We start from the raw sequence: 16,778 nt of genomic DNA, 5'->3' as shown, positions 1-16,778 counted from the left end.
TAGACAGTTTAGAACTTTAAACAAACTGGTTGCGAAATTGATATTTCATTTCCTGTAAACTCAAGGAGACCTGTTTGCCCATCGACTTTAAAAACAGTTATGTTATTCGATTTTTGATTGGCCACCAATAAAAATTCTCCATCTGGCGACAAGGTGAAATTCCGAGGCCAATCCCCTTGCACAGGTTCTATAGTGAGAAGTTTTAGATCTCCGCTTTCGGATACCGAATAAACAGCTATACTATTGTGCCCCCTGTTGGAAGCATATAGGAATTTGCCATCCTTACTAATATGAATATCGGCACAGGCATTTGGTTCTTGGTAATCATCTGGGAGGGTACTCTTTTTATCGATTTTTGTAAAAACGCCGTTCTCTTCATCCACAGTAGCCGACACAACGGTGCTGGACAGTTCATTTATAATAAACACCTTGTTTTCAGTTGGGTGGAATACCAGGTGTCTTGGTCCGTCCCCAGGATCCAATTGAAGAGCCACTTGCGCTTTCCCCAATTTATTTTCCGAATTTATTGGATAGATCAAAATCTGGTCAATACCCAAATCTACCGCATATAAAAACTTTCCGTTTTGGGAAAATTGCACACAGTGGGCGTGTGCCGAATTTTGGTTTGGATGTGGCCCACTCCCGTTATGTTGTATCCCCTGTGGATCATCTATCATACCCCCTTTTTCATCCAAGGGATACAGAACGATACTGCCGGAACTATAATTTGCCGCTGCAAGAAGGTTTTCATCGGAGCTTAACCCTACATAACATGCTCCATCCCCTATACTGGAAAGGTTGGACACTTTGTCCAAGGCAGTTTTATATTCGTTCCATTGAAATGCTGATACACTCCCCGGTTTTGTTCCGTTTGAAGAATAGACCCTCTCCCCATCTTTTGATAGGTATAAATAGCCTGGCTTGTTCTCTTTGGCTACATGTTGACGGTTGGAAAGTTCCCCTGTTTCCGTATTAAAGTCGAGTTGATATATTCCCTTGTCGTCGCCCTCGGCAAAAGTACCGACCAAGAGTTTTAAACCTTCTTTCTGAATTTGTTGTTGTCCGCTTGCCAAATTGGCTTTTTTGGGTTGATCTTTACACCCGGCCGATATCACCAATAGAATAATAATCACTAAATAATTTGAAGATCGTTTCATGATAAAAATAGAATTGAATTTGTTAAATATATATATTTGAACTCAAAAGCCCTTTAATTCTGCTTTTATTTTGGCAAAATGATTGGCTAGGCCTTCAAAATTTCTTTCTACTATTAACTTTTTGTTGAAGAGCGAACTACCCATACCTACTCCCACGGCACCAGCCTCAAAAAGAGATCTGATATTCTCCAAAGTAACTCCGCCTGTCGGCAAAAGTTTTATGTTGTTAAGCGGGGCCGAGATGTCCTTTATAAATTGGACCCCAAGCTGGGTAGCAGGAAATATCTTTACTGCAGATGCCCCTAAGCTCCACGCCCTGTAAATTTCAGTTGGAGAATAGGCCCCTGGAAAAATCGGTATGTTTTGCTCAACTGATTTCCTGATAACCGCTTCATCCAAAATTGGGGTAACAATAAACTGGGCACCTGCCGCTACGGCCCTATCGTAGTCTTCCATATTACAGACTGTACCCGCACCCACATTGAGGTCGTGAAATTCGCTCCTTAGTTTGGAAATCATCTCTGTGGCCCCAGCAGTATTCATGGTTATTTCAATGGTGTGAAGACCCGTCTCGAGATATGCATTGGCAATATCACGCATAACATCCATGGGCACCCCCCTTACAATACCAACTATAGGGGCCCTATTGTACAGTTCCCAAGAAAATGATTCTTTATTTAACATGTTGCTCTAAAATTTTTCGCTGACCCACCAGTAGGGCCGTTTCTATAAACTGTGGGTCAAAACAAACGATACGCTCCAAAGGCAGGAATGATTTCAAAGCCAATTGGTACAATTCGTTCTGTTTTCCGGTAACCGCTAGGTATACGGTGTCGCTCCTTTCTTTCAAATGGCCCAGCTCCGCCCCTATCAACAATCCAGATAAATAATAATAGTTTTCCTTAGCGGAGGTTTTATGTATCAAACTATTTGCCCGAATGGAAAAAAGCGAGGCCATCTGTTGGTTGGCAACTCCCTTTTTAACACCCTCAACAAAAATATCCTTAAACGTAGGATTCCACCCTACTTCTTCCAATGAAGCCGACAAAATTGTGTATTTCCCCAAAACCTCAAACAGTTCACCCGTCATATAGGTGGTGAAATCTATAAATCTCCCGGAATCAAAATGGATATGTTTACTGTGGGTCCCGGGCAACACCAGAACCCCCTTTTCTTTCTTGGGCAGGTGATCCGAAAGTCCAATGGCCTGGATTTCCTCCCCTCGCATTACATCGCTATCTGTTCTGGCCCCGGAAATTAAGAGTAGGTCCAACTTATTATTGACTGAAAGCCCTTTGCTTATTAGGTCTTCCCCACTAAAGGCAATGGGCAATTTGCAGTACTCCAATTCCTGCATCCCTATGGAAGAGGACAGCATTCCCGAAGCCACTAAATCGTAGTTTTCGGTTCCGGACAAATCCAACCTTTCCAACTGTGCCAACAAATAATCTGCAAAATAGGATTCTTGGGACCGTTCACTTTGTGCTCTAAATAGTTGATAACACTTTTTAATCCCCATATCGGTCCTGATTTCGGAAAGCACCTTTAATGAAAGGGAATCCACCAAACGGAGTCTAAAATTGGTTGTCCCCCAATCGCAGCTAATAAATTTTTCCGGTAGCCCCATGTTTCTTAAAACGCTTTGGTTACTCTTTTAATATTGTGATAATCCTCAAGTGAACAGGATGAATAAACCACTCCGATACCACTACTTAGTATAGGACCATCGGGAAGGCAAATATCAAATATTTGTCCGTTCAGGTCCACTTCTCCAAATTCCAATTTTTCCGAAAAATACGCTAATTTTTTTTCATCTTTAAAATATTAGTGCGAAGCGCGTCTAACCCAGGTATTGTTGGCCAAACCTGTGAAAAGCAAAAATAATGACGTAGCCTAAAGTTTAGTAATAATTAAAATTAAGTATTAAATCAGCAAGCGTAGAGAACAGAAAAAGGCTTTCAATTTCTTGAAAGCCTTTTTTTGTTTTGTTCTAAGTCTGAAAATAACCACTAAGCTCTACAATCCGACATATCCAGTCTAAGTCGTCAAGTTTATGGGTGTACAAATTAAGCTAATTCAACTCTTTTGAATCCATTTGCTAAATACTAAAAACAGGACACCGCAAAGTAACCAAGCCGGTAAGGTAACAAAGGACAGAAATACATCGAACTGAATTGATATAAAATAGAACAGTCCAAAGCTTATTGCCCATGCAAAAAATACGGCTTTATTAAATTTTAGATTTGCCACTTCGGCATAATTCTTAACGATGCCCGCCTGTTTGTGGAAAAAATGTTCGAATACGATAATGGCACCGAAAGGCGCTAGGATAAACCCGTACAAGGCAACAAATGCCAACAATTTCATTGCAAATGCCGGAAAAAGACCTGCTATGGTTGCCAATGTCCCTGCAATTATGGTAACCCAAAAAGTGGATAGTTTGGGTACTATGGCCTGAAAAGCAAGTCCTGCCCTATATATAGTAGGATTAGCAGTTGTCCACCCTGCCAAAACCACGGCAATTATTCCAAATACACCTATGGCATTGTAGGCCAATGGTCCAGGTGCTACGGTGGGTGCCTCGCCATTGGCAAGGAGTCCCTGAGCCTCTGGTGATTTTAAATAAACGGCATACAGCAAAGCTGCCGCAATCCATGCCATATAATGTCCTACATACATTCCGGCCGCCGTTGTCCAGCCACTACTCGCCTTTTTCGCAAAACGGAATACCGATAGATCGGACATTCCCACGTGCATGGCCGCATTGGCGAACCAAGACCAAATAACAACATGCCAGAAGGTATATTTTATCTGTCCTGGGAATGGATCAGAACCTTCTCCCCATATATCCCAAAATTCCGCTAGGCTACCTACCCCCATCTGATTTAAGGCCACAATCCCACAGGCCAAAAATGCCAGTACTATCACTGGGGACATCCAATTTGCCGCTTTGGACACGGTTTCATATCCTTTAGAGGCTATCAAGGATATTAAAGCCCCAATGACCAAAACAATAATGACCCAAGTCATGCCATTGGGCATGGTATCCGTAAGCTTTGGCATTTCCATATTAAAGGGAATCCCCACGGCTGTGGCCGAAACAGTAATCATGGAACCTGCCAGAAAACAGAAAAGTAGCCCGTTAGCCAAATTATAGCCCGTAACCAAACTCTTTCCACAGATCTTTTCCAATTGGTAGTAAAGGGTTAATCTGTATTTTACGGCAATTTCGGCGGTCAGGAAACGCCAGCTGAGCACGGCCAATAGATTCCCTAACAGAAGTCCTATAATAAGATCAAAGGCACTTACCCCTGTTGTCAGGAACAAAGGCCCAATTACAAATTCGGTTCCCGCCGCATGTTCCCCTGCGTACATTCCTAGAAAACTCTTCCAGCTTTTCAGTTTGGATTTGGGTACTGGTACGCGCTCAAATTCTCCTCCAGCTATATCTTCTATTTCTTCTTCGATATTGAATTGGCTCATAGTGGTTGGTTGTTATTTTAGGTTATGGTGTCTGATTAATGTTCAATTATGATTTATTTTTTAAGGTCATAAAATTGAGTAGGCTCAACATAGTTTGAATTTAATTATGTTACTAATTATTGAATAATGAATGGCACATGTTTCTTCAAGGCATAATTCTTTCTAAGGAATTTGGAGTTCAACCTTACATCCGATATACATAGTGCTGCACCAAGTGCGGATCCCAAAGAGGAATGAGTGGTGCTTAGTTTCATATTTCTTAGATAGTGCGATATCAGTTGAATGTATACGTCATTATCCGAAAAACCTCCATCTATATATAATTTCTCAATGTTATCTTTCCCACTTACGGTTTTAATACTTTCAACCTGTAATAAGACCAGCTCTACCATTAATTGATGATAGGCATGTTCAAATTGGTCGTAAGGAATTCTGGTTGATTTTGGCATCCTTTCATCGTTAAAACTTACCCATCGGTACATATATTCGAAATCCTTGATAATCTCTAAATAAATGTCATGATCGAATCGAATCGTTTTATGATAAACGTTGGAAACCTGAAAATGTTCGGAAAGTAATTTAACTTGTTCCTTATATTCATTGCCAAGGAACAAACTTGAGGCTTTGACTGCCTTTCCGTTTATCCGCATATAATTGATACATTTTTTATCTATATCCAAATCTTTCAGTGCTTCTTCCGAAAATGGGTTCATGGCTATACTCCATGTACCTGTAGAAACCAATATGAACTTCTTTCTGACACTGCGTATATAAGGCAATAATGCGGCCGAGCTATCATGTATCCCTACACCTATCTTAATTCGTTTGCCGTTATAGTTCATATTGATACTGGTCTCTGTAGAAACGATCCTGGGCAATATTTTGTTTATCCCTTCTTGATAGACCCAATCGTGATAATCCTTTTTGGTATAATCCCATAAGGCCGTGTGGCAACCAATGCTGGTATGTTCACTTACCGGTATACCGGTGAAGATAAAACTTAAGTATTGGGGCAAATGTAAAGAGTACTTAATTTTTTTAAAGATTTCTGGTTTTGTATACTTCAGCCAGTAAAGTTGAATTCCCGAATTCAATAGTCCGGAAACTGGAGAACCTGTGGCTACTGCAAAAACCGATTTCGGGCCATATTTTTCATAAAATGAGTCTATAATTTCCTGAGGAATCTTCTTGGTATAATTATATAGCGGTGTTACCACCTCATCATTTTCATCCAAATGCACTAAGCTGGCACCATAGGTTGAAAAATTGATTGAGGTGATATCGTACTTTTGGGCATCCAATATCCTGTCAAAAACCTCCTTCAACCATATTTTTAATCGCTCAAGATCCTCCGTTGGGTAACCATCCTCATCATTAATATTCTCAAAACGCGTATATTCCCTATACACTTCCTGAAAATCCTTATCGAATAGAAAGAATTTTTTATTGGTCTTCCCTATATCGAATACTGCCGTTACTTTCTCTTTCATTTGATTGTATTATAATCCGGAAGCTATGCTGTTTTTACCTCTTACGTTGATCAAATTTTCCCTCACCTTAAGTGAACGATAGGCATTTATGGGAGAAAGTGCCCCACCGCTCCTACGTCTTGCTTCCTGCAACAAAGGTCTTACATCTGTACGATAGGCGTTCTGAAGTATCTCCTGACAGCGAACAACATCGTTTTCCATTTGTGCCGTTCTCAATTGTTCTTGATCTATCAAAAGCGCCTTGGCATATGCCTCCTGAATAGCTTCCAAAGATTGGATCAAATCCTCCAAGGGGTCTTTGATATTATGGCTGGCATCGATCATCCATGCAGGGTATGGATTTTGGGGATTATTGTTCATCCCGTAGACCAATTCATTAAAAATTAAAAAAAGTGCATATGGTTTAATACTACCTACGGTAATATCATCGTCCCCGTATTTACTGTCATTAAAGTGAAATCCGCCCAATTTGCCTTTCATCATCAAAGTGGCAACGATCTGCTCAATATTGGTATTTGGTAAATGATGGCCCAGATCAACCAAGGTATAAGCCTTATCCCCGCATTCGTTGGCTAACATAAATGAAGTTCCCCAATCCTGAATTACGGTACTGTAAAAATTTGGCTCATAGGGCTTGTATTCAATGAACAACTTCCAATCCTCCGGTAATGCCCTATATATATCCTTAAGACTGTCCTGGGTATTTTGCAAGGCGTTTTGAAAATTGTTCTGTCCCGGAAAATTAGACCCATCGGCCAACCAGACCGTTAAACTTTTGGAGCCCAATTTGTTTCCAATATCAATAACATCCAAATTGTGCTGAACCGCCTGACCCCTTATCACCTTTTCCCTATTGCTCAATGAGCCGAACTTATAGCTTTCCTTTGCGTTTTTTTGATCTTGAAAGGTATTGGAGTTTACAGCATCAAAAGCGATATTGTGGGAAGCCGCCAACTGTTTTATGGCTTCATAATCTTGTGGTATATCCCAGGGAATGTGCAGGGAAATGGCACCGGCTGTTTGGGTGAGGGCATGTAAAATACCCACGTCATCTATTTTTTGCTCCAAACTGGACGGCTCTCCCTGAAAAGAAAACCTACCAAATCTGGTTCCACCTGCGCCCAGGGCCCAACTTGGAATTGCTACTTGAAATTCCGCTATTTTATTAATAATTTCATGGACATTACAACCATCCTTTACCAGGACATTCGACAAGAAATCGAATTTTTCCTGGTGCGATTTTAAATCCTTCTGGTTCTTTTCCTGTATTTTCTCTTTATCTATTCTCATTATATTCCCGATTAGAATTAGACCTGTCAGGAATTGGTACTCTACCCTGACAGGTCCTAAAAAAAACTAACTCAAACTCACTCACTAACTATCTTACAAATGCATTGGCCATACCGCCATCCACATTTATAATATTCCCCGTAGTCTTATCCAAGATCGCAACACAGGCAAAAACACCATTGGCAATATCCTCTGGATAAATAATCTCGTTCAATAAATTTCTTTTTGCGTAATGTGCCGGTAATTCGTCCACGGTAATTCCGTAGGCCTTGGCCCTACCTTCGGCCCAATCGCCTTCCCAAATCTTACTGCCCACGATGACCCCATCTGGATTCACCGTGTTGACACGGATCTTATCTCCACCCAATTCCGCGGCCAATAAGCGGGCCATGTGTTGTTGTGCTGCCTTGGCCGTCCCGTAGCCCACATTGTTTGGACCGGAAACAAGACCGTTCTTACTGGCTATACTTATGAAATCGCCACCCAAAGCTTGCTTGCGCAATATGGCAACTGCCTGTTTGGCTAGTTCAAACTGTCCTTTCACCAGAACATTCTGTAAAATGTCCCAATCCTTTTCGGTGGTCTCTTCCAAGGGCTTGGAAATTGCGAGTCCTGCGCTATGCACTACCATATCTACACCACCAAACTCCAAACATGCTTTTTTATAGGCCTCGGCAACAGATTCACTTTTGGTGACATCGCAAACTGCATAACTTGCTGTATCTGGCTTATAGGTTCCTACAGCCTCTATTAGTCGGTCTTCAGCAATATCGGTCAATACCACATTGGCTCCTTCCTTTGCCAATTTATCTGCAATGGCCTTGCCTATACCGCCACCTGCTCCGGTAACAAATGCTACTTTTCTGGATAAGGGCTGTTCTTTGGGCATACGCTGCAATTTAGCCTCTTCCAACAACCAGTATTCAATATCAAAAGCTTCCTGCCTCGGCAAAGAGGTATACTCGGTAATAGCTTCGGCGCCCCTCATTACATTGATGGCATTGATGTAAAACTCACTTGCCACCCTGGTGGTCTGCTTGTTCTTTGCAAAACTGAACATCCCAATACCTGGATATATTATAATCACTGGATTAGGGTCGCGCATGGCCGGGCTATTGTCCTTTTTACAAGTCTCGTAGTAGTCTTTGTACCCTTGTCTATAAGCTTCAAAGGCCGGTTCCAGTTTTTTCAGTACGGCTTTCGAATCGCTAAGATCCTCATTGGCACTAAGATCCAGTACCAAGGGCTGTATTTTGGTCCTAAGAAAATGATCTGGACAGGAAGTACCCATAAGAGCAAGACGTGAAAGGTCGTTACTATTTATAAATTCCATTACCACATCACTGTCCGTGAAATGCCCAATCATCCTATTTTCCGAAGAACAAAGTCCCCTAAGCAATGGCATTATTAGTGAGGCTTTTTCAGCGCGTTCCTTTTGGGGCAGGCTTTTAACTTTTTGTCCTCCAAAAATGCTGCCTTTTTCCTTAATCTTTTTGGCTATATACTCTGAAGCCATTTCTATAACCTCCAGGCTGTTCATATAACAATCGTAAGAGGTATCCCCCCAGGTGAAAAGTCCGTGGCTCCCCAAAACGATCCCCCTTATACCAGGATTGTCGTTCAAACATTTTTCCAATTGCAGGCCTAGATCAAAACCCGGCCTTTGCCAAGGTACCCAGCCCATGGCATCTCCCCAAATTTCCTTGGTCACCTTTTCGCTATCCTTTGCTGCAGCTACCGCTATCAAGGCATCTGGATGCAAATGGTCTATATGTTTAAAAGGGAGCAGGCCGTGCAAGGGAGTATCTATGGACGGAGCCTTACTTTCCAGATCGTAGATACAATGGTCAAAAAGACCTACCATTCGATCCTCATCCGCAAGACCTCCATACACGTTTTTCAAATTTCTCAATCGTTCGGTATATAGTCCGGCGATACCTGCTTTGTTCAAGGTACCTATATCCCCACCGGAACCCTTGATCCACATTACCTCTACCTCTTCATTGGTCAAAGGATCCTTTTCAACGGTCTTACAACTGGTATTGCCCCCACCATAGTTGGTTATTCGAAGATCGGCCCCTAAAATATTGGACCTATAAAGAAACAGTTCTACCTGATCGTCGCCCAGCGCCTCCGCCTTACTCTCTTCCCAGAGATAATTAACGTATTTAAAATTCTTAACGGAATGATTCATAATTTAATAGCTTCAAAAGTTTTATGATTGCTAAAGTATTGCACAGTTCTCCTGTATGCATCCTGTACTGTACTGCAAGCAGTGATTTTTTTTTAATTTTATCGACCTTCCTGAAACCAAAAGTGCTTAATTTTATAAATAAATTTAAAATTAAATAGCTTATTATTGAAGAATAAACAATAGCGGCAGACTTATTATTTTAAATTACCATTATTATAGATTAGCTTAGATATGTTCAAATACCTCAAAATAGATGAAAATTCCAGGATCCCTAAATATAGGCAGCTAGTAGATTCTGTCATCAATAATATTTCCAATGGAAATTTAAAGATCGATGACAAAATACCTTCCATCAATAGCTTGAGCGAGGAATTTTTGCTTTCCAGGGATACTGTTGAAAAGGCTTACCAGATATTAAAGGAACGTAAGATAATTACCTCCATAAGGGGCAAAGGTTATTACATAACCAGAACAAAACTTATATCCAAGGTCAATATACTATTCCTAATAAATAAGTTGAGCGCCTATAAAATGCGCATTTACAATTCCTTTATAAATACCATAGGAGGTAATTCCCATACAGACCTGCATATTTATCATTGCGACAACTCACTTTTTTTAAATATTCTAGAGAAGAACATCAATGTATATGATTATTACGTCATCATGCCGCATTTTAAGACGGGCGATCTTAAACACATTAGTTCTACCGATGAAGGCATTAAGGCCATCAATATGATCCCAAAGAATAAATTAGTAATGATGGACAATAATAATCTTGAAATTGAAGGGGATTTCATTGAAATCTATCAGGATTTTGAGAATGATATCTACAATGCCCTCAAGGAAGGACTGGCAAAGATTTCGCGATATGGAAAACTGATTTTGGTCTATCCCGAAAGTGCCGTATATCCTTATCCCAGAAGAATTTTGCACGGCTTTCGCAAATTTTGTGTAGAACACAAAATAGATTTCGAGGTTTTGGATGAAATTTTTGATGATATCATCCTTAAGAAGGGTGATCTATTTATTACCATTGAAGAAAACGACTTGGTAAGCTTGGTAAACCAAATCCGGGACAAGGAGTTTATTTTAGGCGTTGAGATAGGGGTCATATCCTATAACGACACCCCATTAAAGGAATTATTGGGCATTACCGTTATTTCTACAGACTTTAAGGTTATGGGTGAAACTGCTTCCCGCATGATTCTGAACAAGGAAAAAGGGAAAATCAAAAACCCATTTAATTTTATAGATAGAAATTCAATTTAAAATCTTCATGACTTACATCCATAGCGCTTACATAACAAAATTAACACCTAATTTCTCGGTTTTTGCAGTTTGGAATAAATCAAAAAATATGTAATATAATGTGTAGTTAGGTAAATATATGAGAGAGTCTAAAACAGGAAGAATATTATTTTCTATAAGCCCCTAAAATGCTCCTGAAAACAAAATAAAACTGAATTCGGTAATGCCCAATATGAGTAAGGCCATATAAGTATGTATTGAAATAAACAGTTATTAATCTTTTCCACCCTCACTTACTATCTTTCTATTGTTATAAATTTTTATTATGCTTTTGTCATAATCATTTGATAGTATATCTTTTTCAGTAAAACTTGTGATAAAAATATTCTGGTTTGTTGTCCTATTGTAGTCGTAAACAATATATATTTTTCCATCTTCGGTTTCCTGTCCATCGGGATAGGAAACACCGTTTCGCTGATCAATTAACAAACCGCTTGACCAAGATTTTCCATCATCCTTTGAAATGAATGCCATTAAATGAGAGCGTGCAATTTTCACATCAATTGGGCCATGTTTAACAAGCAATAGGTTCCCTGATTTTAATCTGGTTAAAAAAAATCTGGCTGACGGATGGGATATTGCCGATGGGGCAACTGGGGACCATGAAGTACCACGATCTTTTGAAATACTCTCGCCAATTCCATATTTTGTACGTATAAGCATCCATAGCGAACCGTCCTTTCTTTCGATAATTATATTTTCATCAAAAGACCTTACATCATCGGGTACGGATGCACCTCCCCAGACCTTCCAGGTAACCCCTTTATCCGTGGAGACTACCATTCTTGCATTATTTGGCTTCTTTTTCCAAATAGAAACCGGCAATGTCCATTCTCCTGTCGACAACTTTAATGGTTTGCACATCATTACACCATCGGTAATTCTGACCGGTGCACCCCAACTTGGGTCCTCTAATTCTGGATTATCGGCTTTTATAGCCCATACTCCGGCCGCCGTCCCTTCTTCTATCAAAACCGTTGCTCCATTACCAAGAGCAGCAGCCTGTGCCCAAAATACCCAAAGTTTTCCATCGGGATCAATCCATATCTCAGGATCATATGCCCTGACTTCTCCCGGGCCGTCAGGGTCTATCACTAATACCTCCTGCCAGGTATTTCCATTATCACCACTGGTAGATAGTACAACATAATTATTTAAATCCTCATGGGGAGTAGGGCCGGTATACCAGGTGGACCACAAACGCCCTTCGGGGCTTATCGCCACGCTGGGAATACCCGTGAATTTTCTTTTAGCCGGTGAATGAATACCGGTTTTCTCAGGTAACATAATCACCTCTGGGGGTAGTAGAAATGAATCGTTGCTTTGTGCCAAGACTACTCCTGAAAGAAAATAGATTAAAAGTACTATATTACTAATGATCAGTTTTGATATTTTCATAATTGATATATTAATGTTCAAGTGTGTATTTCTACAATGCACCTAAAAATATGTTACCATAGTTAATATCACTATCGGTCGGTTTATGTATACTTTATCATTTCCATGAACAGGAAGTTATTTTCGTTCTATCAAACTCCATTGGGATTAGCAATGACACAATTCAATAATCTCCTAGTTTTCTAACCTAGTTCTTGTTTAATTTATGTAAAACATTATGTAATTTATTAATATTCTCTACATTTTGTCCCCACTTTTGTTCAGGGAAACCAGTATATAAAAGTCCTCTATTCACTTCATACAATAAGACGCCACTTATTCTTTCATCTTCTTCTATAGTATTTAAAAAATCATAATTAACCCCATCCCCTTGGGTAAAGTAATTATGTACCCATACATGCTTTCCCTGATGACTTGCATATGTTTTAATTTTATCACTCATCCAAGGTCGGTAATCACCATGATAATAATGTTTAATAGTTACCTCATCAGCCAAATCAATGGCCTTTTTCCAATCAAGTAATATCTTGGGCATAGCCCAGAAGCCTAATTCATTAAAGTCATCGGACAATAAAGGTGCCTCATGTGCATGGCGCAAACTTACTTGCATTTTTTTACCCGATGAATGCAGAACATCTGCTGCCTTTTCAAGAAACGACAAGAAATATTCACCTCTTATTTCCATAATTTTCAATGGCTCTGCTTCTGCCTTTAGAATATCAACTCCATATTTTTCCTTATAACGTTTTATAATCGGCTCATTGTATCCATAGTTTACGTAATCGGAGACCATTCCCGAATGGTTTTGGAGTCTAAAATCAATACCATCAAAACCCATTTTCACAACACGCTCAACCTGGTCTATCCAATATTTTTGTACCTCAGGGTAAGCTTCGCATGGGGTTCCACCCATATATTTTCGTTTCCCTTTTGCAATTCCATAAACAGGGCTATTAACCCAACCATCACCCCAAAATCCGGCACCTTGAAATTCAAATTCAAAGCCCCAATCCTTGAACAACTTGGCCGCTTTTTCACCTTTAGCAGTGTGATTTTCCAAGCCCCATTCTCTTTTTTTCGGAGATGTCGCACCTTCCGCTTCACTTAAGGGGCTTCTAACATGTAAACCTGTGGTAAGTGGTATCTCCCCTGAACGAGTAAATGCTTTTATCATAGAATAGGGAATTGTATATAAACCTTTATGCTGATCAAAGGTTATTGCCAAATACGGATGTTTTTCAGGTAAACTAAAATTTTTAACCGTTAATACCAGTAAACGCTTTGGCTTTTCCGATACTAAAAAACCATTCGCATCTTCTACTTGACGATGTTCAAATTTTGATTCTACTTCAATATCGCCTTCATATTTTACATATTTACCATTATCTTGACTATGCCAAAGCGTAATTTCTGGGATTTGAATTTCCGAATCTTTCAATCCCTTAAATTCAAAATATGTATTAGAAGAAGCCTTTTGTCTGAAAGAATCCAAACTAAAAGCAACTTCCAATGTTTTTATAGGCTCATTTAGCCTATTTAGAATAGCATCTTGTTCGGGTTTTCTTTTTACTCTTAACTCTGGATTATCCGCTATTAAATTATCAAAATTGATATGCTGCCCGCCAATAGTTTCTATCTGCTTTCTGCTAAGTGGTGCATTGGCGTCATGCGGAATTGTAAACCCTGTTCCTGATTCATATGGTTTTATGATTGCCCAAGCCTCCATACCTAATCTTTGGGCTTCATATAAATATGCAAAGTTCGGATCCCCAAGCGCTAAAATAGATTCTAGCATATGATTTCCCGTACCCTTATCAGGTGACATAACCGATATAGTTGGGTCAGAGAAAGATGAATAACCAGGTTGACCCAGTACAAAATAAACTCTTTTAAAACCTAACTCTTTTAAAAAGACCATTTCTTCACGTACCTTTTTATAATCATGAAATCCTCTTAGGTGCGGCATGATATCAACAACAGGTGCAAACACCTTTCCTGATTTCGTTGGCATTGGTAGTTCCTTCATTGCTGGTCGAGAACTGTTTAAAGCATTTGAATTTTCAGCAGTTTGAGCTGTAGCGCAACCTGTTGCTGTTAAAATTAAAAATGTTAAAAATGTTTTTAGTTTCACAACTATCAGAATTAATTATATTAAAATGCCAAGAAATAATTCTATTTAATCGTCGCACAATTATTACGTTTTAATCTCGTCGCAATGGTGTTTAACATACTTGAAATTATTTACATAATCCTTTTAACTTAAGTATCTTCATAGTTTTATTATCTCAAAAATAAACCCGTGTTGCCCTGTTTCCGTCCTGCTGTGTCCTGTAATAAGTATCCTTTTTTGAGATCTTAGAAACAATAAGTGCCAAAGATGGCCTGTATAATTAAATTTGAACAATTTATTATGGTGACCTGATTATAAAGTTGCTGAAATTATTTATTGAAAATTTACAGTAATACTTATATTGAGGTATACCTAAAAATTAATAGATATCATGATTCTCAAAATATAAGCAGGTAGTAGAATTTGTTATCAAAAATATTCCAATTGTAATCTAATAATAGATGATAAAACTCCATCTATTAATATTTATAATCAAGAATATATCCAGTCGCACAAAATAGTCGAAAAAGTATATTGTTTTTTTAAAGGAACGGTAGATAATTAGCTCAATTGGGCTCAGGTTATTATTTATCTCCGAATATTACCGATATCCAAGGTCAATCTTTTTTTACTCACCAATAAGTATTATCCAGAAAACGATTGAGATTTATTACTTGATTTTGTTAAAACAACACCTATTTGTAAATAGAGACTTAGTGAATATCTGATATGTTCATTATTCAGTGTTTAATTTTCCTGCTGACCATTCTGCCCCACTTTTTATTACTTTCTGAACTTCTGGAATCTCTAGTGACTCAGTACTATGCCCTAAGAGAATTTGAAAAACCCTTCCCTTTTGGTATTGGTGTGTCCATGCTAAAGGTTCATCCTTGCCCGTTATTTTTGATGTTGCCGTTAACAATGGAGTTATTGGAATGTCCCCGGCCTGATTGAAGTATAGTTCATCAACAGTTTTAAATGGCTTAAGACCTTTTGTAATGACACTATTGGCATCTACAATATTAACGATAAACTCACCATAATTATCATGACTACTTACTCCATGATTCCAGACACGCGGTATAATTTGCCGGTATTCTGGCCAATCCGATTCACTGGCATTTGGCAAAGAATAATGGAAAGCCCCATTCGCAAAATGGACGCTTACCAATCCCCCACCCTTTTTCATATAGTTGACCAAGGCCTCTTTAGATCGATTGCTAATACCTTTTGGATCTTCCCAGTTGCAATAATTCAGAAGTAAAACATCGTAATCCTCGATGTTATATTGATTTAAATCTTCAATATTAATGGAGATATCAACTTTCATTTGGGAATCTTTCTCCAATATTTCTTTTAAAACAGGGGTTGTTTCCTTCCAGTGATGACCTGGGTGATGGTTACCAGTAAAAATAAGTGCTTTAAGAGATTTTCCAAAAAGATTTTGAGTAACTTCCTTATCATCATAAAATCTTGATTTTACACCGTTTTTAGGAACCTTCATTCCAGCAGTCCAAACGATCGCATTCAAGAGAAGTTTTCTATAATTCTCGTTTTCCCAATTGTCATAATAATGCCCCATTGTTGTGCCAAACCCACGACCACCATCCTCCCTTTCTACAGCCCAAGCTACTACTTTTCCATTCTCTTGTTCAGTCTCCAATTCCGAAATAGTGAGTATGGGCTTTAACCGTTTATCGTTTTCTTTAAACCTTATATTATAATAAAATTCTTCTTTTAAAGAAAATGGTTCCACGCCATTAGTAATTGGATGTTCGCCCAAAGATTCTCTTTTTATAGCCGCAGAAATAGTCTTTATGGAGGAATACCAATATTTCTCCCCGGTATCGCCTTGCCAGTCAAAATAGCCTCCCACCCAATCAAGTACTTGTTTGCCTTCCCTATCTCTGATAAAGGTCGAGAAATGCATGGTGATAAATCCACATCCCCTTTTCATAAGCCTTTCTATAAGTTTCATCCTTTCAGGCGTACGGAATGTCACAGGAGCAAAGGGAGTCCCTTCTATACCATCATATCCATCAGAAACGTTTAATATCAAATCTGCATCTTCTAAGGTGCTTTCATTCTCAGGCCATCCATTGTAGTGAATTTCTGTTTCTAAATTTTTAACATTCGAGTTATCGAGCATTACCTTGATAAGGCGGACTGTTTTTATGTATTCATGAAAGTCAGCTGGGTGGCTTTTTGCACCCGCCAAAAGAACAATTTTTTTCTTTCCGTTTGTCTTTTGGGCAGTAATAGTGCCTACTGAAATCAAAACTAAAAGAAGCGTCTTGATAATCTTTAAAGTGAAATTTTTCATTTAGTACTGTAATTATATCTGT

At 39.0% G+C, this 16,778-nt stretch carries 11 protein-coding genes; 1 reads left to right on the top strand and 10 read right to left on the bottom strand.

The annotated features are described in order from the left end of the window. Window positions 1-8: 8 nt before the first annotated feature. From MWU78_RS02690 to MWU78_RS02660, 7 genes are all read right to left on the bottom strand, one after another. Complete coding sequence (locus MWU78_RS02690) at window positions 9-1,157, bottom strand: lactonase family protein (RefSeq protein ID WP_246994745.1); 1,149 nt, start codon at window positions 1,155-1,157, stop codon at window positions 9-11. 42 nt (window positions 1,158-1,199) lie between these two features. Next, window positions 1,200-1,841: a bifunctional 4-hydroxy-2-oxoglutarate aldolase/2-dehydro-3-deoxy-phosphogluconate aldolase gene (locus MWU78_RS02685; protein WP_246994743.1), complete on the bottom strand. Its 642-nt coding sequence runs from the start codon at window positions 1,839-1,841 to the stop codon at window positions 1,200-1,202. Further along, on the bottom strand, window positions 1,831-2,784 hold the full coding sequence (locus MWU78_RS02680; protein ID WP_246994741.1) for a 2-dehydro-3-deoxygalactonokinase: 954 nt from the start codon (window positions 2,782-2,784) through the stop codon (window positions 1,831-1,833). Before MWU78_RS02680 ends, MWU78_RS02685 begins: the two co-directional genes overlap by 11 nt. A 449-nt stretch (window positions 2,785-3,233) precedes the next feature. Next, window positions 3,234-4,640: a hypothetical protein gene (locus tag MWU78_RS02675; protein ID WP_246994738.1), complete on the bottom strand. Its 1,407-nt coding sequence runs from the start codon at window positions 4,638-4,640 to the stop codon at window positions 3,234-3,236. A gap of 116 nt (window positions 4,641-4,756) precedes the next feature. Further along, window positions 4,757-6,130 (bottom strand): FGGY family carbohydrate kinase, encoded by a 1,374-nt coding sequence (locus MWU78_RS02670; RefSeq protein ID WP_246994736.1) that lies wholly within the window; start codon window positions 6,128-6,130, stop codon window positions 4,757-4,759. A gap of 9 nt (window positions 6,131-6,139) precedes the next feature. Then, the gene (locus MWU78_RS02665) at window positions 6,140-7,420 is read right to left on the bottom strand and encodes a sugar isomerase (RefSeq protein WP_246994734.1); all 1,281 of its coding nucleotides are present in this window, start codon (window positions 7,418-7,420) and stop codon (window positions 6,140-6,142) included. An 88-nt stretch (window positions 7,421-7,508) separates the two neighbouring features. Then, window positions 7,509-9,614, bottom strand: a complete 2,106-nt coding sequence (locus tag MWU78_RS02660; protein ID WP_246994732.1) for a bifunctional aldolase/short-chain dehydrogenase — start codon at window positions 9,612-9,614, stop codon at window positions 7,509-7,511. Between the two features lie 231 nt (window positions 9,615-9,845). Between MWU78_RS02660 and MWU78_RS02655 the strand changes: the two genes are divergently transcribed. After that, window positions 9,846-10,886 (top strand): GntR family transcriptional regulator, encoded by a 1,041-nt coding sequence (locus MWU78_RS02655; protein ID WP_246994729.1) that lies wholly within the window; start codon window positions 9,846-9,848, stop codon window positions 10,884-10,886. Between the two features lie 252 nt (window positions 10,887-11,138). On the opposite strand, the gene MWU78_RS02650 is transcribed toward MWU78_RS02655, so the two are convergent. From MWU78_RS02650 to MWU78_RS02640, 3 genes are all read right to left on the bottom strand, one after another. Beyond that, on the bottom strand, window positions 11,139-12,323 hold the full coding sequence (locus tag MWU78_RS02650) for a sialidase family protein (RefSeq protein ID WP_246994727.1): 1,185 nt from the start codon (window positions 12,321-12,323) through the stop codon (window positions 11,139-11,141). 187 nt (window positions 12,324-12,510) lie between these two features. Next, complete coding sequence (locus tag MWU78_RS02645) at window positions 12,511-14,454, bottom strand: hypothetical protein (protein WP_246994725.1); 1,944 nt, start codon at window positions 14,452-14,454, stop codon at window positions 12,511-12,513. A 715-nt stretch (window positions 14,455-15,169) separates the two neighbouring features. Further along, window positions 15,170-16,756, bottom strand: coding sequence for a ThuA domain-containing protein (locus MWU78_RS02640; RefSeq protein ID WP_246994723.1), 1,587 nt, complete (start codon window positions 16,754-16,756; stop codon window positions 15,170-15,172). Between the last annotated feature and the right edge of the window lie 22 nt (window positions 16,757-16,778).

Origin of the sequence: Arenibacter sp. F26102, assembly GCF_023015865.1 — a bacterium.
Classification (GTDB): domain Bacteria; phylum Bacteroidota; class Bacteroidia; order Flavobacteriales; family Flavobacteriaceae; genus Arenibacter.
Note: the sequence above shows the minus strand (reverse complement) of the source record. Positions and strands in the feature narration are given on the sequence as shown.